Source organism: Streptomyces sp. NPDC051563, assembly GCF_044454225.1.
Classification (GTDB): domain Bacteria; phylum Actinomycetota; class Actinomycetes; order Streptomycetales; family Streptomycetaceae; genus Streptomyces.
Genome location: NZ_JBITDL010000003.1, coordinates 43135 through 63747 on the forward strand (window position 1 = coordinate 43135; position 20613 = coordinate 63747).

19 protein-coding genes are annotated in these 20613 nt (G+C 71.5%); 14 read left to right on the forward strand and 5 right to left on the reverse strand.

Annotated features, from left to right (window positions below; all coding sequences use genetic code 11):
* The first annotated feature begins 79 nt into the window (after positions 1-79).
* The 4 genes from ACIA8F_RS04380 to ACIA8F_RS04395 all read left to right on the forward strand — a co-directional run bounded on the left by ACIA8F_RS04380 (position 80) and on the right by ACIA8F_RS04395 (position 1676).
* A complete protein-coding gene (locus ACIA8F_RS04380; protein ID WP_399376678.1) occupies positions 80-490 on the forward strand; it encodes a hypothetical protein in 411 nt (136 codons plus the stop codon).
* Between the two features lie 168 nt (positions 491-658).
* The gene (locus ACIA8F_RS04385; protein WP_214949242.1) at positions 659-1030 is read left to right on the forward strand and encodes a WhiB family transcriptional regulator; all 372 of its coding nucleotides are present in this window, start codon (positions 659-661) and stop codon (positions 1028-1030) included.
* Positions 1027-1359 carry a hypothetical protein gene (locus ACIA8F_RS04390; protein WP_399376679.1) on the forward strand — a complete coding sequence of 111 codons (333 nt, stop codon included), beginning with the start codon at positions 1027-1029 and terminating at the stop codon, positions 1357-1359. Before ACIA8F_RS04385 ends, ACIA8F_RS04390 begins: the two co-directional genes overlap by 4 nt.
* Positions 1360-1469: 110 nt before the next feature.
* Positions 1470-1676, forward strand: a complete 207-nt coding sequence (locus ACIA8F_RS04395; protein ID WP_243336061.1) for a hypothetical protein — start codon at positions 1470-1472, stop codon at positions 1674-1676.
* 47 nt (positions 1677-1723) lie between these two features.
* Here the strand turns inward: ACIA8F_RS04395 and ACIA8F_RS04400 are convergent, their stop codons facing one another.
* Positions 1724-3055: an ABC1 kinase family protein gene (locus ACIA8F_RS04400; RefSeq protein WP_399376680.1), complete on the reverse strand. Its 1332-nt coding sequence runs from the start codon at positions 3053-3055 to the stop codon at positions 1724-1726.
* Between the two features lie 225 nt (positions 3056-3280).
* Here ACIA8F_RS04400 and ACIA8F_RS04405 point away from each other — a divergent pair, with 225 nt between their 5' ends.
* Positions 3281-6220 (forward strand): tetratricopeptide repeat protein, encoded by a 2940-nt coding sequence (locus tag ACIA8F_RS04405; protein ID WP_399376682.1) that lies wholly within the window; start codon positions 3281-3283, stop codon positions 6218-6220.
* Positions 6221-6225: 5 nt separating this feature from the next.
* On the opposite strand, the gene ACIA8F_RS04410 is transcribed toward ACIA8F_RS04405, so the two are convergent.
* The gene (locus ACIA8F_RS04410; protein WP_399376683.1) at positions 6226-7332 is read right to left on the reverse strand and encodes a ThiF family adenylyltransferase; all 1107 of its coding nucleotides are present in this window, start codon (positions 7330-7332) and stop codon (positions 6226-6228) included.
* A 127-nt stretch (positions 7333-7459) separates the two neighbouring features.
* On the opposite strand from ACIA8F_RS04410, the gene ACIA8F_RS04415 reads away from it, so the two are divergent.
* The 4 genes from ACIA8F_RS04415 (at position 7460) to ACIA8F_RS04430 (ending at position 11367) form a co-directional block, all read left to right on the forward strand.
* The gene (locus ACIA8F_RS04415) at positions 7460-8083 is read left to right on the forward strand and encodes a M48 family metallopeptidase (RefSeq protein WP_399376684.1); all 624 of its coding nucleotides are present in this window, start codon (positions 7460-7462) and stop codon (positions 8081-8083) included.
* A 139-nt stretch (positions 8084-8222) separates the two neighbouring features.
* Complete coding sequence (locus ACIA8F_RS04420; RefSeq protein WP_399376685.1) at positions 8223-9884, forward strand: TerD family protein; 1662 nt, start codon at positions 8223-8225, stop codon at positions 9882-9884.
* A 29-nt stretch (positions 9885-9913) separates the two neighbouring features.
* Positions 9914-10594: an AIM24 family protein gene (locus tag ACIA8F_RS04425; RefSeq protein WP_254384365.1), complete on the forward strand. Its 681-nt coding sequence runs from the start codon at positions 9914-9916 to the stop codon at positions 10592-10594.
* A gap of 17 nt (positions 10595-10611) precedes the next feature.
* Complete coding sequence (locus ACIA8F_RS04430; RefSeq protein WP_399376687.1) at positions 10612-11367, forward strand: AIM24 family protein; 756 nt, start codon at positions 10612-10614, stop codon at positions 11365-11367.
* 74 nt (positions 11368-11441) lie between these two features.
* On the opposite strand, the gene ACIA8F_RS04435 is transcribed toward ACIA8F_RS04430, so the two are convergent.
* On the reverse strand, positions 11442-11966 hold the full coding sequence (locus ACIA8F_RS04435; RefSeq protein ID WP_399376688.1) for an NUDIX hydrolase: 525 nt from the start codon (positions 11964-11966) through the stop codon (positions 11442-11444).
* On the reverse strand, positions 11963-13366 hold the full coding sequence (locus ACIA8F_RS04440; protein ID WP_399376689.1) for a zinc-dependent metalloprotease: 1404 nt from the start codon (positions 13364-13366) through the stop codon (positions 11963-11965). Before ACIA8F_RS04440 ends, ACIA8F_RS04435 begins: the two co-directional genes overlap by 4 nt.
* A 192-nt stretch (positions 13367-13558) precedes the next feature.
* Here ACIA8F_RS04440 and ACIA8F_RS04445 point away from each other — a divergent pair, with 192 nt between their 5' ends.
* The 4 genes from ACIA8F_RS04445 (at position 13559) to ACIA8F_RS04460 (ending at position 16964) form a co-directional block, all read left to right on the forward strand.
* A complete protein-coding gene (locus tag ACIA8F_RS04445; protein ID WP_399376690.1) occupies positions 13559-14722 on the forward strand; it encodes an SDR family oxidoreductase in 1164 nt (387 codons plus the stop codon).
* A 281-nt stretch (positions 14723-15003) separates the two neighbouring features.
* A complete protein-coding gene (locus ACIA8F_RS04450) occupies positions 15004-15465 on the forward strand; it encodes a molybdenum cofactor biosynthesis protein MoaE (protein ID WP_399376691.1) in 462 nt (153 codons plus the stop codon).
* Positions 15466-15596: 131 nt separating this feature from the next.
* Positions 15597-15803, forward strand: a complete 207-nt coding sequence (locus ACIA8F_RS04455; protein WP_399376692.1) for a hypothetical protein — start codon at positions 15597-15599, stop codon at positions 15801-15803.
* 69 nt (positions 15804-15872) lie between these two features.
* Positions 15873-16964 carry a PDZ domain-containing protein gene (locus tag ACIA8F_RS04460; RefSeq protein WP_399376693.1) on the forward strand — a complete coding sequence of 364 codons (1092 nt, stop codon included), beginning with the start codon at positions 15873-15875 and terminating at the stop codon, positions 16962-16964.
* A 19-nt stretch (positions 16965-16983) separates the two neighbouring features.
* Here the strand turns inward: ACIA8F_RS04460 and ACIA8F_RS04465 are convergent, their stop codons facing one another.
* Positions 16984-17556, reverse strand: a complete 573-nt coding sequence (locus tag ACIA8F_RS04465; protein WP_399376695.1) for a PPA1309 family protein — start codon at positions 17554-17556, stop codon at positions 16984-16986.
* A 126-nt stretch (positions 17557-17682) separates the two neighbouring features.
* Here ACIA8F_RS04465 and ACIA8F_RS04470 point away from each other — a divergent pair, with 126 nt between their 5' ends.
* On the forward strand, positions 17683-20595 hold the full coding sequence (locus tag ACIA8F_RS04470; RefSeq protein WP_399376696.1) for a UPF0182 family protein: 2913 nt from the start codon (positions 17683-17685) through the stop codon (positions 20593-20595).
* Positions 20596-20613: the final 18 nt, after the last annotated feature.

Genomic DNA, 20613 nt, shown 5'->3' on the forward strand with positions numbered 1-20613 from the left:
GAAGCCCCATAGGTTCTTAGCAACGGAAACGGTGGCTTCTCCGAAGCCCCCGATTCGTGCTGTACTTATCCGAATACGCATGGGACCAGGCCTCCGGGCCGAGTCCCCGAGACGCCGAGAGGAGGCGAGACCAGTGACCAGCTTCATCACCACCACCAAAATGACCGATCGCTCGGTTGCCGCTTCCTGCACGCTCGGCTCCTCCACGCTCCTCGCCCTCACGGGTACCGGTCTCCCGGGTACCGGTCTGTCCGCTCTTTGCGCTGACAGCCCCGTCCTGCCCGCCGCGCTCATTGCGCTGCCGGTCAGTGAGCGCAATGAGCGACGGACCAAGGCACCGGTGGCAGTACTGGCAGCAGAAGCCCAGGCGCATGGCGCCTATGCCTTTGCGGCCGCAGCCGGTGCCGGATCCCAGACGAAGCAGACGAAGAAGCAGCACCACCTGATGTGGGCCTACCGCGGGCTCGAACCCTGGAGTGATCCAGTCTGATCTGACGATCAGACCGGCGCCTTCAGGGCCGCGGAACCCCACCCGGGATCCGCGGCCCTTCTGTTTGTCCCCGAACAGGGGACGACGGACCGAAGGGGCGAGGTACCCCAGCCGCCCCCGGCCGACCGGCCGGAACGACTAGACGAACAAGACGAGGAAGAAACCACCGTGCAACTCGAAGCGCACGCCCCGTCCGTACCGAAGACCCAGACCCTCTCCCCGCCCGCAGTTCCGGAGGACTCCACCTTGACTCCCCTCACCGCGCTCACCGCGCTCGACGACGCCATCGAGAACCTCGGCGTGCCCGTCGCCTGTCGCACCTACGACCCCGAGGTCTTCTTCGCCGAGTCCCCGGCCGACGTCGAGTACGCGAAGTCCCTCTGCGGCACCTGCCCGCTGGTCGAGGCCTGCCTCGCCGGTGCGCTGGAGCGCCGCGAGCCCTGGGGTGTCTGGGGAGGCGAGCTCTTCGTCCAGGGTGTCGTCGTCGCCCGGAAGCGTCCCCGTGGCCGTCCGCGCAAGAACCCGGTTGTTGCGGCATGACCGCCAACGGAACCATCGACCGCCCCCTCACGCGCGACCCCCTGAAGCAGGCCCTCATGTCCCCCCACGCCACCACGAGCGAGCAGCCGCACGGCGCCGCCACCGCAGACTTCATCACCGCCGGCGCGAACACCTCGCGTCAGAACAGGACCCGCGAAATGCAACTCATCCCAGAAGCCCTGGCTCGTGCCCATATGGACGACCGCATGCGTGAGGTCGACGCCGAGCGTCGCGCCGTACGCCTGGTCGCCGCGCGGCGCATGCAGCGTCGGGCCGAGCGCGTCTCGCTGCGCGCCCGGCGCGCGCTGGCCATGGCCGTCATGCACTAAGAGCCGGAAACGGTTCGGAAGACCTACCGGGGGGACCGGGCCCGAAGGGGCCCGGTCCCCCCGGTGCGTTGCGGACCGCCCACCGGGCCCCGCGGGGATATCGTCTGGAGGTGGACCAGCCGACTCCCCACCCGGCACCGCCGGGAACCGAGGCCCCGCCCGTCGTCTGCGCGCGCTGCGGCGCCCAGTCCCCGGCCGGCGCCCCGCCCACCTGGACCTGCTCCGTGGAGAACGGGACCAGACAGTACTTCTGCGTCGACTGCGCGCGTGCGAACCTCCGCGCCATCGAAGGCCGCCTCGACTCCGCCTGGTGGTGACCGCCCGCTCGGGAGTGCCCGCTCGGGACCGCCCGTCGCCGGGCGGCTCAGTCCTCCTCGGGCGGGAACCCCGGCAGCCAGGAGTCCAGTTCCGCGCGGAGCCTGACCGTGGCACCCAGCTGGCACAGCACCCCGATGGTGCTCAGCGTCACCCGGTGGATCAGCAGGTAGGAGGGCGGCAGATTGATCTGCCGGCCCAACTGGTGCGCGGGGGACCGGGGGTCGGCGATCCGCGCGGCCTGGCCGCGCAGCCAGGTCCGGGTGAAGGTGAACTCCTCGGCCTCGGCCGGTTCGAGCATCGGCCGCAGGTAGTCGAGCACCGCCTCGGCCTCCAGCTCGATGGACTCGCGCACGAACCCCTCCGCACGCAGGTGCCCGTAGACCCCCTCGGCGTCGGCGTCCAGGGCCATCCGCAGTGAGCGGCCGATGGGCTTGGGCCAGCCGCCCGGCAGCCGGTCGACCGTCCCGAAGTCCAGTACGCCCAGTCGCGTCCGGCCGTCCGCCCCGGAGACCAGCCGGAAGTTGCCCGGGTGCGGATCGGCGTGCAGCAGACCGGTGCGCGCGGGCCCGGAGAAGAGGAAGCGGGCCAGTAGCTGCCCTGCGCGGTCCCGCTCCTGCGGGGTGCCGTCGGAGATCACCTCCGACAGCGGGGTCCCCTCGATCCACTCGGTCACCAGCACCTGGTCGCCCTGGTGCACCACGTCCGGCACGACCACGTCGTCGTCGCCGTCGAAGGCGTCCGCGTGCGTCCGCTGGGCCTCGGCCTCCAGCTCGTAGTCCAGCTCCTCCGAGACCCGCGCGCGCAGCTCCTTGATCAAGGGCTTGATGTCCATGCCGGGGATGAGCGGCCCCAGCAGTCCCGCGAACCGGCTCAGCTGCTTCAGGTCCGACAGCAGGGCCTCGCCGGCCCCCGGGTACTGGACCTTGACCGCCACCTGGCGGCCGTCGTGCCACACCGCCCGGTGCACCTGCCCGATCGAGGCCGCCGCCGCGGGCTTGTCCTCGAACTCCTCGAACAGCTCCCGCCAGTCCGCGCCGAGCCGCTCCGACAGCACCTGGTGCACGGTGGCCGCGGGCAGCGGCGGGGCCGCCTCCTGGAGTTTCGTCAGCGCGGCCCGGTAGGGCCCGGCGACCTCCTCCGGCAGCGCCGACTCGAAGACCGAGAGCGCCTGGCCGAACTTCATGGCGCCCCCCTTCAGCTCTCCGAGCACCCGGAACAGCTGCTCGGCAGTGCGCTGCTGGAGCTCACGCGCCACGATCTCCGCCGACTTGCCGCCGATCCGCTTGCCGAGCCCCCAGGTGGCCCGGCCCGCTATGCCCAGCGGCAGCGCGGCCAGCTTGACGGTACGGGTGACCGCCTTCCGGGGAAGATCAGACATGAGCCCCTCCAATTCCCAGACAGCCGAGCCGCAAGCGACGGTTCGGGGGAGCCCCCCGAAGGCCTTCCCGGCCAAAAGCATCCTGTCATGACGCCCTGCGCCGGCCCCGTCCGAGTCTCTTGCCCGGAACCCGGCGGGAATCCACCGCTCGGCGGACGGCGGCCGCCCCCATGGGACAGCATGGCGGTGGAGCGGGCCGCACAATGCCGGTGGAAGGGCTGGGGGATGGCGGGACGGGGACCTTCGAGGCAGGAACTGATCCGGCGGCGCCGTTCCGGCGGCTTCATCGGCAGGCAGGGTGAGGTCACCGCCTTCCGGGATGCCCTCAGGCAGCCCCCGGAGGAAGCGGCGCAGTTCCTCTTCCACATTCGCGGCCCCGGCGGCGTCGGCAAGTCGACCCTGGTGCGCCACCTGGAGACCATCGCCCGCGAGAGCGGGGCGGTCACCGCGTACGTGGACGAGTCGGTCGCGGACGTCGTCGAGACGATGGAGGCGATCAGCGCCCAGTTCGCGCAGCGCGGCCTGGCCATGAAGGGCTTCGACAAGCTGCTGGCCATCTATCGCCGGCGCCGGCACGAGGCCGACGCGGGAATCCTCGCGGCCGCCACCGGCCCCGCCCCCTCCGCCACCGGCCCTGATGCGGCCGGCGCGGGCGCCCCGCCGCCGTCCCCTTCCAGCATGATCGCCTCGCAGCTCGGCCTCGCCGGGCTCGGCATGATCCCGGGCGTCGGCGCGCTCACCGGCGCGGTCGACCCGAACCAGGTCGCCGCCGGTGCGGACCGGGTCAAGGCCCTCCTCAGCACCCGGCTGCGCAACCACGGAGACGTGGAACTGGTCCTCTCCCCGGTGGACGCGCTGACCCCGGTGTTCCTCGGAGAGCTCGCCGAGGTGGCCCGCAGACACCCCTGGGTCGTGCTGTTCTTCGACACCTACGAGCGCACCGGGCCCGCGCTGGACGCCTGGCTCCGCGACGTGCTGGGCAGCGAACGCCACGGAGTGTTCCCGGCGAACGTGCTGGTCACCCTGGCCGGACAGTCGAACCTGGCCGCCCGCACCTGGCAGGACTGGCACGACCTGGTCACCGACTGGCCGCTGGAGGTCTTCACCGAGACCGAGGCGCGCCTCCTCCTCACCGGAAAGGGAGTCACCGACGAACGGGTCGTCGAGGTGATCCTGCGCCTGTCGGGCCGCCTCCCGGTCCTGGTCTCCACCCTGGCCGAGACGCAGCCGGGCACGGTGGAGGAGCTGGAGGAGATCGGGGACCCGAGCGGCACCGCCGTCGAGCGGTTCCTGAAGTGGGTGCCCGATCCCGCCCGCAGGGCCGCGGCCCTGGCCTGCGCGTTCCCACAGGAGCTGGACGAGGACGTCTACCGGGCGGCCGTGGACGAGGAGGCGGCCGAGCTCTTCGGCTGGCTCCGGTCGATGCCCTTCGTCACCGACCGCTCGGGCCACTGCCGCTACCACGAGGTGGTCCGCGACGCGATGCTGCGCCTGCAGCGCAGGCAGTCCCCGGTGCGGTGGGAGCAGCTCCACACCCGGCTGGCCGACGCCTTCCGGCTCCGCCGCGAGCACCTGGAGGAGGCGACGGCCCCGTCCGAGGGCTGGTGGGCGGACGAAACCTGGCGGAGCCTGCGCCTCCAGGAGGCCTACCACCATCTCTGCGCGGCCCCCCGCACGGCCCTCCCACTCTTCCTCCGCGACCTGCTCGACGCCTATGACCACGGCATCACCACCCTCCGCCGCTGGGCCGGAGTCTTGGCCGAGGCGGCCCGCGACACGCAGTCCCCGCCCTTGACCCGCTGGTCCGAAGACCTCCGAGCGGCCCTGGACCGGCCCACCCCGGGCACGGCCACCCTGACGCTCCTCCTGACCCGCGCCGACCTCGCTCCCGGAGACAGGGTCCTGGCCCTGACCCTGCGCGGCCGGGACCACCGCAACGGCCGGGACTTCGCACAGGCCCTGGCCGACTACACCGATGCCCTCGCCCTGAACCCCCGGGCCACGCGCCCCCGCTACGGCAGGGGCCGGATCTACGAGCTCGTGGGGCGCCGCGACGAGGCGGTCGCCGAGTACACCCGGGTCATCGACATCAAGCCCCGTCACGTCCTGAGCCTGGTCAACCGAGGGATGCTGCACTACGTGTCCGGCAGGTACGAGGAGGCCGTGGCGGACTTCGACACCGTCGTGGGAATCGTCCCCGAGCACCGGCAGGCGCTCACCGGACGAGGTGCGACCCATGGCGCGATGGCTCGCTACGAGGAGGCGCTGGCCGACCTCTCGCAGGCGGCGGCGATCCAACCCGGCAACTCCGCCTGGACGTTGGTGCACCGGGCGAAGGTCCTCGAATCGATGGGGCGCCGTGCGGAGGCGCTGGCCGACCTCGGCCGTGCCGTCGAACTCTCCCCGGACTACGTCTGGGCCCTGACCAGCCGTGCCTCCGTCCACCGCGAGCTGGGCCGGTACGAGGAGGCCCTGGCCGACGCCGATCAGGCGCTCGCACACGAGCCGGACGATCCGCTCGCCCTGTTCGTACGCGCGACGACCTGGGCGCAGCTCGGCGACTTCGAGCGGGCCCTCGCCGACTGGGACCACGTCCACGCGGTCAGTCCGGAGAACAACTGGGCCGTCAGGAGGAGGGGCGACTACCGCCGGATGCTGGGCTCCTACGAGGAGGCCCTGGCCGACTACGGCCGGGCGGTCGAGCTCCTTCCCGCCAGCGCCTCGACCCACACCGCCCGCGGGCTGACCCTCAGGCTGCTCGGTCGCCACGCCGAAGCGCTCGCCGACCTCGCCCGGTCCATCGAGATCGACCCCGAGGACGCGTGGGCGCACTACGAGATGGCCGTGGTCAGGGCCGCGCTCCGGCACCCGGAGCGTGACCACCACCTGACGCGCGTGGTGGAACTGCGGAGCTCTCCCGACGCCGGAGTGCAGGACGCCCTCGAAGCGGACAGCCTCCTGCTCGCGCACTGCCTGCTGCCCGACTGGGAGCGGGCCGAGCAGCGCCTCGCGGAGTTTCTGGAGGAGGCTCCGACCCCGGGGCAGCTGCGCGCGCTGATCGTCAACCTCCGCGGCCTCGTCGCCGTGACCCCGGCGGCCGAGCCCCGTATCGAAGGGTTCTGCCAGGCGCTCGAGGAACGGCTGACGGACGCGGCTCCCGCATAGCCGCCTCATGCTCCCACCCCCTGCCCCGCCGGGACCTTCGACGCCGCGCACGGGCAGTCGGGGTGGGCGTGGACCGGGGTGGACTGCCAGTCGAGGGTCGGGAGGGAGGCTTCCCAGCGGGTGGCGGTGGAGGCGGGGAGTTCGCCGTCGAGGAAGGACAGGGCGTGGGCCGCGGCCAGGCCGGCGACGGCGGTGGACAGGCCCAGGTCGCAGGCGGCGGCGGTGCGGCGGCGGTGGGCCGAGCGCCACTGGACCAGCATGCGCGGCCAGGCCGGGTCCCGCTCGATCCGGTCGCGCTCCATGCAGCCGGCGCAGGCCGTGGCTCCGGGCAGGACCAGGGGGCCCACCAGCCCGGTGCCCTCCAGCACCCCCGCGTAGAGGTGAGGGGTGCCCGTGGCGACCCAGTCGGCCGCCGTCTGGGGATCGGGGGCCCAGGACTGCAGGCCGTCCCGGGGTGCGACCACCACCAGGGCGAGCCCCGGCTCCGGTCCCTCGCTCTCCCCGGTCCGCGGCCCGCGCCCGGGGGCCGCGTCGCGGACCGCCGTCCGGGCGGCCTCGGCGCGCAGCCGTCCCACGCTGCCGGGGCCCAGGCCGCCGGGCGCCACGTCCGCGGGCTGCGTGCGGCCCCCGTCGAGCACCTCGACCCGGCCGATGCCCGCTCCCGCCAGGACCGAGGCGATCACCGCGCCCACTCTGCCGCTCCCGCGCACCTGAACCCGTATCACCCGGCGGGCGGCGACACCCTGTAAGTCCCCGCCCGGCCGGGGGCGGACCAAGGACAGCGAGCCCAGGTCCGGGCCGAGCCGCTCCAGGGTCTCCGGCCGGTCCCGCACCGCCTGGGCGCGGGGGCCGCCCGCGGTGGCGTCGTCGAGCAGCCCGGCCGCCGCCAGCCTCCGCACCACCTCGTCGACCCGGCCGTCCGGGAGGCCCATCCCCTTGCCCTCCGAGCGGAGCAGGTCCATGCCCCGGGTCCCGTCGATCAGGTCGAGGAGCGAGCCCGTCGCCGTGTCCACCGGCCCGAGCACCACCGCGTGGGCGGGCGTCACACCGAATTGCACCGTCTGCAGATCCCGCCAGGCCCGTGCCAGCGCCGGCTTCACCTTCGGATACATCGCGGTCCTCCCTCGATTCGCGCACCGCATTCCGGTGCGGCCGCATCGCTTTCCGCAACATTGCCCGGCCGGAGAAAAGCCTGCGCAAGTTTGTCCACAGGTGAGGGGTATTAGGTATATGAAATGAATGGTGCCGCCGACTGCGCAACGGTTCGTGTTCGACCGGGGGAGGGGCGGGACTTCCGCCGCGGCGACCGGGTACCGTCATGGCGTGTCCGCCGATCCACCACAGCGCGCCGTCGAAGTCCGCCGGAGCGCACGCCGCCGCAGGACCGTATCCGCCTACCGCGAGGGTGATCGTACGGTCGTCCTCATCCCTGCCCGGATGTCCGAGGCGGAGGAGAAGCGCTGGGTGGGCGTCATGCTCGACAAGCTGGCGGCGCAGGAGAGCAAGCGCACCCTCGGGGACGCGGAACTCGCCGAACGCGCCGAGCGCCTGTCCGAGCAGTACTTCGGCGGTCGCGCCCGTCCCCGCACGGTCCGCTGGGTCACCAACCAGAACACCCGCTGGGGCTCCTGCACTCCGGCCGAGGGCAGCATCCGGCTCTCGCACCGTATCCAGGGGATGCCGGAGTACGTCGTCGACTACGTGCTGCTGCACGAGCTCGCGCACCTGCTCGTACCCGGACACGGCCCCGGATTCTGGGAGCTGCTGGAGGCCTATCCGCGCACCGAGCGGGCGCGCGGGTTCCTCGAGGGGATCGTTGCCGCCGAACGCCTTCCGAAGGTTCCGGCCGCCCGCGAGGAATGATTCGCATTTACCCGCCCTTTGTCCGGGATGTCACACCTCGTGATATGTACCGGGTCGGTACCGACTTGGCCCGATGTCCGAGGTTGGCGTTAGCCTGAGCGGCACGCATTCACAGTCGGGATGGGGGACGGTCTTACGTATGGCCAGGGAATTCCAACGCGGTCACAAGGCCAAAATCAGTGATCTGACGGCGGGCACGGACCTCTACGTGGGTGTCCAGATCGCCGGGCCCGGGCTCGCCATCGACATCAGCTGCTTCGGCCTCGACGCCGACGAACAGCTCTCGGACGACCGCTACTTCGTCTTCTTCAACCAGCCGAAGTCGCCGGAGGAGTCCATCCAGCAGCTCGGCGCGCAGGCCGGCGACACGGAATCCTTCCGGGTGACCCTGGACCGCATTCCGGCCAACATCCACAAGCTCTCCTTCGCCGCCTCGATCGACGGCGCCGGCCAGATGTCGCAGATCGGCCCCGGCTACATCCGCGTCGTGGCGGGCGGCGAAGAAGTCGTCCGCTACTCCTTCTCGGGCTCGGAATTCAGCACCGAGCGCGCGCTGATGATCGGTGACTTCTACCTCAAGGACGTGTGGCGCTTCGCCGCCGTCGGCCAGGGCTTCGACGGCGGGCTCGCCGCGCTGCTCCAGAACTTCGGCGGCGAGGTCGCCGAGGAGGAGCAGCCCGCCGCGCAGGCGCAGGCACCGGCCGGGGCACCCGGCTTCGCCCCGCCCCCGCAGGGCGCCGCCCCGGCGCCGTCCTTCGGCGCTCCCGCCCAGGCGCAGCCCCCGGCCCCGGCCCCCTCCTTCGGCGCGCCGCCCCAGGCTCCGGCGCCCGCCCAGGCCCCCGCACCGGCCCAGGTCCCGGCTCCCGCGCCGTACCAGCAGCCCGTCCACGCGGCCCCCACCATGGCCGCACCGATGGGCGCCCCCCTGGCCCCGCCCGCTCCGGCCCCCTACGGGCAGGTCGCGCCGCCCGCCCCGGCCCCCGCACCGTACGGGCAGCAGCCGCAGCCCTCGTACGGCCAGGTCCCCGGCCAGCAGCAGCCCCCGTACGGCCAGCAGCCGCAGGGCTACGGCCAGCAGCCCGGCTACGGCCACCAGCCCCAGGGCTACGGCCAGCCCCCGCAGGCGGTGCCCGCCGCCGGAGCCGGACTCGCCGCCGCCCTCCAGCCGTACAAGGAAGCGCCCACCGGCGCCCGCTGGACCCCGCAGAACCAGCAGCTCATGCGCGTCGACCTGTCGATGGGCGGCCAGGCCGTCCTCGCCCGCCAGGGCAGCATGGTGCTCTACCAGGGCAAGGTCGACTTCAGCTACAAGGGCGCGGGCTTCGCCGGCCGCGTCGTCGGCAACGCCACCGGCCAGGAGATGCAGCTGATGCGCTGCTCCGGCCGCGGCCAGGTCTTCCTCGCGGAGACCGGAGCCCACCTGCACGCCATCGAGCTCCAGGGCGACGGGATCTGCGTCTCCGCGGAGAACGTCCTCGCCTTCGACGAGTCGCTCCAGCACGAGATCCGCCGCATCGAGGGCCACGGCATCCCCGGCGGCGCCCTGTTCACCATGCAGTTCCAGGGCACCGGCACGGTGATCGTCAAGACGCACGGCGTGCCCGTCGTCCTGCCCGTCACCCCGACCACCTTCGCGGACAGCAATGCCATCGTCGCGTGGTCCTCGGCCGCCCAGGTGATCATTTCCAGCCAGGTCCGGCTGCGCCGCAATGCCTACCCCGGCCACAGCGGGGAGACCGTGAACCTCCAGTTCCGCGGCGCTCCCGGTAACTTCATCGTCGTCCAGCCGTACGAGGTCTGAGGGAGCCCCACATGAATGCCATGAACGCAATGAACCAGCAGCTCGCGGGCTACGCCCCGACCCCCGTCACGGCCCGCATGGAGAACCACGGCCGCGCGATGCTCAAGGTCGCCATGCAGAGCGGCCAGGACCTCTTCGCGCGCACCGGATCGATGGTCGCCTACGAGGGCTTCGTGCAGTACGAGCCCAACCCGCCGGCCGTCCGCCAGATGGCCTCGCAGTGGATCACCGGCGAAGGCGCCCCGCTCATGAAGTGCACGGGCGACGGCCTGCTCTACCTCGCCGACTACGGCGCGGACGTCGTCGTGATCAACCTCAACAACGACTCGCTCTCCGTCAACGGCACCAACCTGCTCGCCTTCGACGCCCACCTCCAGTGGGGCGTCGAGCGCGTCAAGGGCATGGCCAAGTTCGCCGGCCAGGGCCTGTTCAACGTGTCGGTCTCCGGTACCGGCTGGGTCGCGATCACCTCGCGCGGCACGCCGATCGTGGTCGACTGCGGCCGCGGCGAGGACGAGACCTACGTCGACCCCGACGCGCTCGTCGCCTGGTCCCCGAACCTCAAGGTCAAGGGCAAGCGCAGCTTCAAGGCCTCGTCGATGATCGGCCGGGGCAGCGGGGAGGCCTACCAGATGGCCTTCTCCGGCCAGGGCATCGTCGTCGTACAGCCCAGCGAGGACAGCACCGACCGGCTCCGGGCCCGGGGCTGAGGGGGAGAAGACACACCATGCAGAGCTCACTTTTCGCCCACGCCGAGGCGCAGACCCAGGAGCGGTACGCCGTCCAGAACCCGCAGCTGCTGCGGGTCTCGCTGAGCGGCTCCGACGACGTGCTCGCCCGCAAGGGCGCGATGGTCGCCTACCAGGGGATCATCGACTTCGACGGCGAGTACCAGAGCACCACCCAGCGCAATGCCCGCGCCCGCACCGGTGAGGGCCTCGACCTGATGCGCTGCTCCGGACAGGGCACGGTCTACCTGGCCAACCTGGCGCAGTACGTGCACGTCGTGGACGTGGACCAGGAAGGCCTCACGGTCGACAGCAGCTACGTGCTCGCCCTGGACTCCACCCTGCACACCGAGGCCATCGCGGTGGACAGCCAGTACGGGATCTCCGGCTCCGGCAAGTACCAGCTCAACATCACCGGCCGCGGCAAGGTCGCGCTGATGACCTCCGGGCAGCCGCTGATGATGCAGGTCACGCCCGACAAGTACGTCAACGCCGACGCGGACGCCATCGTCGCCTGGTCCACCTCCCTGCGCGTACAGATGCAGGCCCAGACGCACTCCACCGGCGTGTGGCGGCGGCGCGGCAACACCGGCGAGGGCTGGGAGCTGAGCTTCCTCGGCACCGGCTTCGCCCTGGTCCAGCCCAGCGAGGCGCTCCCGCCGCAGAACGCCCAGATCGGGCAGGGCGCGGCCGCGCAGTTCGGCATGGGCCAGCACGGCGCCCACGCGCAGAACCAGAACAACGCCTGGAACTGATCCGGGTACGGACACCACACGCGAAAGGGGCGGCCCCGCATCGGCGGGCCGCCCCTTCCCCGTGTGCCGCCGGCTCAGAGCCGCGCGAGCGTCGCCTCCAGCAGCCGCACCACCGAGGTGTCGGCCACCTCCGCCACCTGCGCGTACGGGAACCAGCGCAGGTCAAGCGACTCGTCGCTGATCGCTTCGAGCGCACCGGCGGGCGCCAGCACCGCGTACTGCACGTCCAGGTGCCAGTTGCACGGAGCCGGGATCGGGTGCCGGTCCAGGCGCACCGGACCGCCGGGCACCAGGGTCAGCCCGGCGGCGATGCCGGACTCCTCGCGGGCCTCGCGCATGGCCGCGTCGGCGAGGGTGGCATCACCCGGCTCGCAGTGCCCGCCCATCTGGAGCCACATGCCCAGCTTCTTGTGCAGGGTCAGCAGGACGCGCTCCCGCTCCGGGTCGATCACCAGCGCGCTCCCGGTGATGTGGCCCGCCTGGCAGGGCTTGTACACCCCGTCAGGATGGGCCGCGAGGTGCTCCAGGTAGATGTCGCGCAGTTCGGGCTGGCCCTCGTAGCCCTTCAGGACCAGGACCGCGTCTTCGTGCAGGGTCACTTCTTGTCGTCGCCGTCCTGCTCGCGCTTCTGGGCGGCCTCGCCCAGCATCTTGTCGATCTCGGAGAAGTCCAGCTGCTCGCGGTGCACGAACCCGTCCGGGTCGTCCAGGTCGGAAGCGGTCGGCAGCATGTCCGGGTGCTCCCACAGCCCGTCGCGCCCGTCCACGCCGCGCGCGTCGGTGAGCGAGGCCCACAGCCGGGAGGCGTCGCGCAGCCGGCGCGGCCGCAGCTCCAGCCCGATCAGCGTCGCGAAGGTCTGCTCCGCCGGTCCGCCCGAGGCGCGCCGCCGGCGCATGGTCTCGCGCATGGCGTCGGCCGAGGTCAGACGGGGCTTGGCGGCCGCGTGCACGACCGCGTCCACCCAGCCCTCGACCAGCGCGAGCGCCGTCTCCAGACGGGCCAGCGCGGCCTTCTGCTCGGGGGTGTCCTGCGGCTGGAACATGCCGCCCTGGAGGGCTTCCTGGAGCTGCTCCGGGTTCGACGGGTCCAGCTGGCCGACCACGTCCTCCAGCTTCGAGGTGTCGACCTTGATGCCGCGCGCGTACCCCTCGACGGCGCCGAAGAGGTGCGAGCGCAGCCACGGCACGTGCGCGAAGAGCCGCGCGTGGGCGGCCTCGCGCAGGGCCAGGTACAGCCGTACCTCGTCGGAGGACACGCCCAGGTCCTTGCCGAAGCCCTCGATGTTCAGCGGCAGCAGGGCGGCCTTGCCGGCCGGTCCCAGCGGGAGCCCGATGTCGGTCGAGCCCACGACCTCACCCGCGAGGGTGCCCACGGCCTGGCCGATCTGCTGGCCGAACATGGCCCCGCCCATGGAGCGCATCATGCCGAGCAGCGGGCCCGCCATGGCCTGCATCTCCTCGGGCAGGACGCCGCCCATGGCCGCGCCCACGCGCTCGGCGACCGGGTCCACGAGCTCCTTCCACACCGGCAGGGTCGCCTCGACCCATTCGGCGCGGCTCCACGCCACGGCCGTCGAGGCGCCCGACGGCAGCGAGGTGACGTCGTCGAGCCAGTGGTCGGCGAGACGCACGGCCTCCTCGACCGCCGACTTCTCGGCGATGCCCACGCTGGCGTCCTTGACCCCGTCCGGGGTGCCCTGGGCCACGGTCTGGCGCGCGATGTCCTTGGCCATGTCCCAGTTGACCGGACCGCCCTCGTAGCTCAGCATCTGGCCGAGCTGCTGGAAGGCGGCGCCGAGGTCGTTCGGGTTCATGGAACCGAACATGGCCGCGAAGGGGTTGTCGGCGTCACCCGGGCCGCCGGAGCCGCCGGGCAGGCCCGTGCCGAACCCGAACGGATTCGGGCCGCTCTGACCGCCCTCGTTGCCCTTCTTCTTGCCCTCGTCGCCGTTGTCCGGCTCCTCGGGCGGAAGGCCGAATCCGAATGGGGTGTCGCTCACGGGTTTCCTCGGCTCGTAGGGCCGCCGGCGGGAGCCGGCGGGCAATGGTTCGACAACACCACCCAGCGTAGACACCAGACCCGCTTCCGGGCTCGGTGCTCCGCTGACTCCTGGGCTGCGGCAGGATGGACATCAACTGGTCGGTGCGCGTCACGGCGCGTCCCTACTGAAGACAACCGCTGGAGACGCCTGGTGAGTTCCCCAGATCCGCACGCTTTGGACGAGCAGGGCCCGGAAAACCGCCCTGAGCACGGCGAGGACGCCCAGGGCGTTCGCCGGACGCGAAACCCGGGCGGGTCCGCGCGCCGAGGCCCCGTGATCGCGGTGACCGGCGCCGCCTCGGGGGTCGGGGCGGCCCTGGTCGCCAGGCTGGCCGCGTCCGACGAGGTAAAGCAGGTCGTCGCGATCGACGAGCGGCGCGGGGACTGCACCGACGCGCAGTGGCACCTGCTGGACGTACGGGACCCCGCGATCGCGGAGAAGCTGCGCGGCGCGGACGTCGTGGTGCACCTGGCCCTCGACCTCGACCTGGAGACCGACCCGGCGGCCCGTACGGCGTACAACGTACGGGGGACCCAGACCGTGCTCACCGCCGCCGCGGCGGCCGGAGTCCACCGGGTCGTGCTCTGCACCTCGGCCATGGTCTACGGGGCCCTGCCGGACAACGACATCCCGCTCTCCGAGGACGCGGAGCTGCGGGCCACCGCCGAGGCGACCGGCGTCGGCGACCTGCTGGAGATCGAACGGCTGGGCCGCCGGGCCCCGCGCGCGCACCCCGGCCTGAACGTCACCGTGGTCCGCCCGGCGGTCCTGGTCGGCGGCACGGACACGGCACTGACCCGGTACTTCGAGTCCCCGAGGCTGCTGGTCGTGGCCGGATCCCGGCCGACCTGGCAGTTCTGCCACGTCGAGGACCTGGTCAGCGCACTGGAGTACGCGGCCCTGGAGAAGGTCGAAGGGGAGCTGGCGGTCGGCTGCGAGGGCTGGCTCGAACAGGAGGAGGTCGAGGAGCTGAGCGGCATCCGCCGCATGGAGCTCCCCTCGGCCGTGGCCCTGGGCGCGGCGGCCAGGCTGCACCGGATCGGCCTCACCCCGTCCCCGGCCGGGGACCTCGCCTACACGATGCACCCGTGGGTGGTCAGCGTCAGCCGGCTGCACGCCGCGGGCTGGCGGCCGCGCTGGACCAACGAGGAAGTGCTGGCCGAGCTCCTCCAGGAGGTCGCGGGCCGGCACACCGTCGTGGGACGCCGGCTGGGCCGCAAGGACGCCACGGCCGCGGGTGCGGCGGGGGCGACGGTCGCGCTGCTCGGCGCGGCCGCCGCGATCCGCGCCGCGCGCCGGCGCCGGGGCATCTGACCCCGTCCGGGACCGCGGTACGGCCTCCGGCGCGGCGCCGCTCCCGGGGGCGCCGCCCCCCGGACCCCCGCGCCTCACACGCCGGCGGGGCTGGATTTCGGCCGGGCCGGCCTGCCCGTGCAGGCAGATGAGGCTCCCCGTGCGGGCCGCCGGGCTGGATTCCGGCGGTTCCTTTCCCCGCCGCCACCAGGGGGTTTCTGTAGGAGGCTCCCAAGGGGGCCGGTGGGGCCCTGGTGAAACTGCTATTCCGCCGGGTCGGCGGCTAGGGCACGATGGAAGGTATGGCACCGCACTTCGACCACCCCGGCGAGCACGCCGCTCCGGACCCGATCCGGCTGCTCGAAATCCGTGACACCCCGCTTTCGATCGACGAGGTCTTCCAGGCCGTCGGCGACGACGCGTCGGGCGGCACGACGCTCTTCGTCGGCACGGTGCGCAACCACGACAGCGGGGCGGACGTCGACCAGCTCGGCTACTCCTGCCACCCCTCGGCCGAGGCGGAGATGCGCCGCGTCGCCGAGCGCGTCGTGGAGAAGTACCCGGTCCGCGCCCTCGCCGCCGTCCACCGCATCGGCGACCTGGCCGTCGGCGACCTCGCGGTGATCGTCGCCGTCTCCTGCCCGCACCGCGGCGAGGCCTTCGAAGCCGCCCGGATGCTGATCGACGACCTCAAGCACGAGGTCCCGATCTGGAAGCACCAGACGTTCTCCGACGGCACGGAGGAGTGGGTCGGCGCCTGCTGAGGCAGGGGCCGGGGGGTGACGCCGGTTGCCCCGTTCGGACGCGCAACACGCCCTCGATTTGCGTAACCCCCTCCCGGGCAGCAGCGTTGAAGCCACCAACAACACGAACTTCGGGGTAGGGAGACACGCCCATGGCGTCTTTGGCGTGGTTGCTGATTCCGCTGTTCGCCGCGATCGGAGCGGCGATATGGGGCAGCTGGGCGGCACGCGACCGCACATCCGGCGACATATCCGAGCTCGCGGGCTACGCACGGTTCCGCGAGGCCATGGGCCAGAGCGAACCGGGCGCGGCCAAGGCGGACGCCCAGCGCAAGAAGGACACCGTGGACTCCGTCTGACGCGGTGCCGGGCCCCGTACGGACCGGCCCCGGGGGCCGCTCGTCAGGGCCGTCACGTACTGTCGATCCATGCCACGCCGCACTGCGACGATGCTCGCCTCCACCCTCATGCTCTTCGCGCTGCTCTGCGCGGGAGTGTTCATGAAGGCCCCGTACTCCGAGATGAGTCCGGGCCCGACCGTGAACACGCTCGGGGACTCGCACGGCGAGCCCGTCCTGAACATCTCGGGGCACAAGACGTACCCGACCACCGGGCACCTGAACATGACGACGGTCCGCGTCACCGGCGCGGACTACGACATGAACCTGCTGGAGGCCGTGTACGGCTGGGCGGCGGGCGACAACATCGTCGTACCGCACGAGAACCTGTATCCGGACGGCAAGACGGAGCAGGAGTCCACGCAGGAGAACGCCGAGGAGTTCAGCCAGTCGCAGGAGAGCGCCAAGGTGGCCGCCCTCAAGCAGCTCGGCATCCCGGTCGCCGCCCGAGTGATCGTCGCCTCCGTGGTCAAGGGCAGCCCCTCCGAGGGCAAGCTGCACGCCGGAGACGTCATCAAGGCCGTCGACGGGACCCCCGTCAACGCGCCCGAGGACGTGGCCAAGCTGGTCACCAAGCACAAGCCCGGCGAGCCGGTCGAGTTCACCATCATCCCCGCCGCCGAGGCCGCCGAGGCCGAGAAGGCGCACCGCGAGCCCACCGGCACGACGAAGGTCGCGATCACCGCGGGCAAGGCGGAGGGCGACGGTCACGCGATCGTCGGCATCCGGGCCGGCACCGACCACACCTTCCCGTTCACCATCGACATCAAGCTCGCCGACGTGGGCGGTCCCAGCGCCGGGCTGATGTTCGCGCTCGGCATCGTCGACAAGCTCACGCCGGAGAACCTGACCGGCGGCAAGTTCATCGCCGGCACCGGCACCATCGACGACACGGGCAAGGTCGGCCCGATCGGCGGCATCCAGATGAAGACCATCGGCGCCCGCCAGGCCGGCGCCCAGTACTTCCTGACGCCCGCCGAGAACTGCGCCTCCGCCGCGGGCGACGTGCCCGACGGTCTGACCCTGGTGAAGGTCTCCACCATCGACGACGCCGTGAAGGCGCTGGAGAAGATCAGCAAGGGGGACACGGCCGGGCTGACGCAGTGCAGCGCCAAGCCCTGACCGTCCCACCGGCGCCCGCCTAGTCCAGGAAGGTCGCCGCCAGCGCCTCGGCGAGCCCGGGCACCAGCGTCGCGCCGGTCAGCACCTCGTTCGCCGAGTCCTTGTCCCGCAGCCGTACGGCCGACTCCCGCGATCCGTCGCGCAGGACGCCCACGGTCAGCCGCACCTCCTGCCGGTCCGGGTGGGAAGCGACCCACTTGGCCAGCTGCTTGTCGTTGAGGCCCTCCGGTACGGAGGACTCCGCCGACGGCGGCAGCATCAGGCGCTCCACGGTCAGCGCGCAGCCGAGGATCGACGGGGGCCAGGCGAGGGTTCCGAGGAACTTGTCCAGCGGGGTCCCGGCCGGCACCTCGTCCTGCTCGATCGGAGTGAGCTGGTTCTTGCCCGTGTCGTCCTGGTCGAGGCCGAGCTGGCGGGCGACCCCGGGAGCCTCCTTGCGCAGCTTGGCCGTGTCGACCAGGGCGAAGAGGCGGGCGGGCTTGTCCCAGCCGAGGGTGGAGGCGTACTCGTCGATTTCGAGGACGGCACGGGTCAGCGGGCTTGCCGCCATGGGGGTGCCGGGGGACGGCGAAAGGTTGGACATGGGCAACATCCTGCCTCCTTTCCACCGGATACCGGGAACTGACTAAAGCCTCAGTAAGTTCCATGAGTGGGCCCTACGATCGGGGGCCCATGCTTTGAAAACTCATCGCATCACTTACACACAGCGACTTTCGAGGTGCGCACCTTGGCTTTCCAGATGCCGGACCGCGGCGGAGGCCCCTCCGGGCCACGGATGAGAGTCGGCCGCCCGTCCCGGCGCGCCCGGACTCTTCTGATGACCCTGGGCGTGCTGGCCGTCCTGGCCATGGCGTTCATCATGTTCGCCGGCTTCTGGACGGACTGGCTCTGGTTCCGCTCCGTCAACTACTCCACCGTCTTCACCACCACCCTGTGGACCAAGGTCGGCCTCTTCGCCGTCTTCGGCCTGCTGATGGCCGGTGCCGTCGGGCTGAACATCTGGCTGGCCCACCGGCTGCGGCCGCCGCTCAGCGCGATGTCGATGGAGCAGCAGAGCCTCGACCGCTACCGGATGACCGTCGCGCCGTACCGCAAGTGGCTGCTGCTCGGCATCTCCGCCCTGGTCGGCCTGATCGCGGGCGCCTCGGCGGCGGGCCAGTGGAAGACCTGGCTGATGTATGTGAACGGGGTGCCCTTCGGCACGAAGGACCCCCAGTTCAACCTGGACGTGTCGTTCTACACCTTCGACCTGCCCTGGTACCGCTTCCTGCTCGGCTTCGGCTTCGCCGCCGTCGTGCTCTCGGTGATCGCCGCCGCCGTCGTGCACTACCTCTACGGGGGACTGCGCGTCACCAGCCCGGGTGCGCGGGCCACCGCGGCGGCGACCGGCCACCTGTCGGTGCTGCTCGGCCTCTTCGTCACGCTCAAGGCGGTCGCGTACTGGCTCGACCGGTACGGCCTCGCCGTGAAGTCCAGCGACTTCAAGGCCGCGGACAACTGGACCGGCCTGCGCTACGTCGACGCCAACGCCTACCTGCCGGCCAAGACGATCCTGGTCGCCATCGCCGCGATCTGCGCGGTGCTGTTCTTCGCGACGCTGTGGCGCCGCACCTGGCAGCTCCCGGTGATCGGCTTCGGCCTGATGGTGCTCTCGGCGATCCTCATCGGCGGGCTGTACCCGGCGATCGTGCAGAAGTTCCAGGTCCAGCCGAACGAGCAGGCCAAGGAATCCCCGTACGTCCAGAAGAACATCAAGGCGACGCGCGACGCCTACGGGGTCGCGGACGCCTCCGTCAAGGACTACCCGGGCCTGCCGGACCCGAAGGCGGACAAGAAGGTGCTCCGCCAGGAGGCCAACACCACGGCGAGCATCCGCCTGCTCGACCCGAACATCGTCTCCCCGGCCTTCCAGCAGCTCCAGCAGAACAAGGGCTACTACGGTTTCCCGGCCACGCTGGCGGTCGACCGGTACAAGGGCCAGGACACGGTCATCGGACTCCGTGAGATCAACCTCGCGGGCATCCCGAAGAACAACTGGATCAACGACCACTTCCGTTACACCCACGGATTCGGTGTGGTCGCGGCCAAGGGCACCGAGGTCACCGCGAACGGCGAGCCGCTGTTCACCGAGTCGGGCCTGCCCGCGGCGGGCGACCTCGGGGAGTACGAGCAGCGGATCTACTACGGCGAGCAGACGAAGCAGTACTCGATCGTCGGCGGACCGCAGAAGGAGCTCGACTACGCCAACGACTCGGGCGAGAAGGAGACCACCTACAAGGGCGACAGCGGGGTGAGCCTGTCCAACCCGGTGAACCGCGCCGCGTACGCCCTGGCCTTCAGCGAGCCGCAGATCCTCTACTCCGGCGCCATCGGCGACGGTTCGAAGATCCTCTACAACCGCACGCCCAAGGAACGGGTCGAGGCGGTCGCCCCGTGGCTGACCATCGACGGCGCCGTCTACCCGGCGGTGATCGACGGCCGGGTCCAGTGGATCGTGGACGCCTACACCACGACCAACGGCTACCCCTACGCGTCCCGCACGCAGCTCGGGGACAGCACGGCGGACTCGCTGACCAACTCCCAGCGCGCGGTGGTGGCGCAGGAGAACCAGGTCAACTACATCCGCAACTCCGTGAAGGCCACCGTCGACGCCTACGACGGCACGGTCAAGCTGTACCAGTGGGACACCAAGGACCCGGTCCTCAAGACCTGGATGAAGGCGTTCCCCGGCACGGTGAAGGACAAGAAGGACATCTCGCCGGCCCTGATGGATCACCTGCGCTACCCGCAGGACCTCTTCAAGGTCCAGCGCGAGCTGCTGACCCGCTACCACGTCACGGACCCGCAGACCTTCCTCAGCGGCAGCGAGGTCTGGGCCGTCCCGGACGACCCGACCACCAAGGCGGGGACGGCGGTTCCGCCGTACTACCTCTCCATGAAGATGCCGGGCCAGAAGGACCCCAACCAGGCCTTCTCGCTCACCACCACGCTCACGCCGAACGGCAGGGACAACCTGAGCGCCTTCATGGCGGTCAACGCGGACCCGACCACGGCGGACTACGGCAAGATCCAGCTGCTGAAGCTGCCCACCCAGAACCCGGTGGACGGCCCGAAGCTCGTCCAGGCGAGATTCAACTCCAAGCCGGAGATCGCCCAGGAGATCAACATCCTGAGCCGGGGCGATTCCCAGGTGGAGTACGGCAACCTGCTCACGGTCCCGCTCGACAAGGGAATGCTCTACGTCGAGCCGGTGTACGTGCGCGGCGGCGGCCTGAAGTACCCGCTGCTGAAGAAGGTCCTGGTGACCTACGGGGACCAGACGGCCTTCGAGGACACGCTGGAGAAGGCACTGAACGTGGTGTTCGGGGCCGAGTCGGCGACCACCCCGCCGCCGACCACTCCGCCGGGCGACGGGACCACCACCCCGCCGCCGACCAGCCAGGACCCGACGGTCAAGGCGGCCCTGGGTGATGCGCAGAAGGCGGTCGAGGACGCCGACAAGGCGCTCAAGGCCGGCGACTGGACGGCCTACGGAAAGGCCCAGAGCGATCTGCAGGCCGCGCTGAAGCGGGCCATCGAGGCCGAGGCCAAGGTGACGGCTCCCGCGCCCACGCCGACCCCCTCCGGATAGCGGTAATGGTTCCACCCC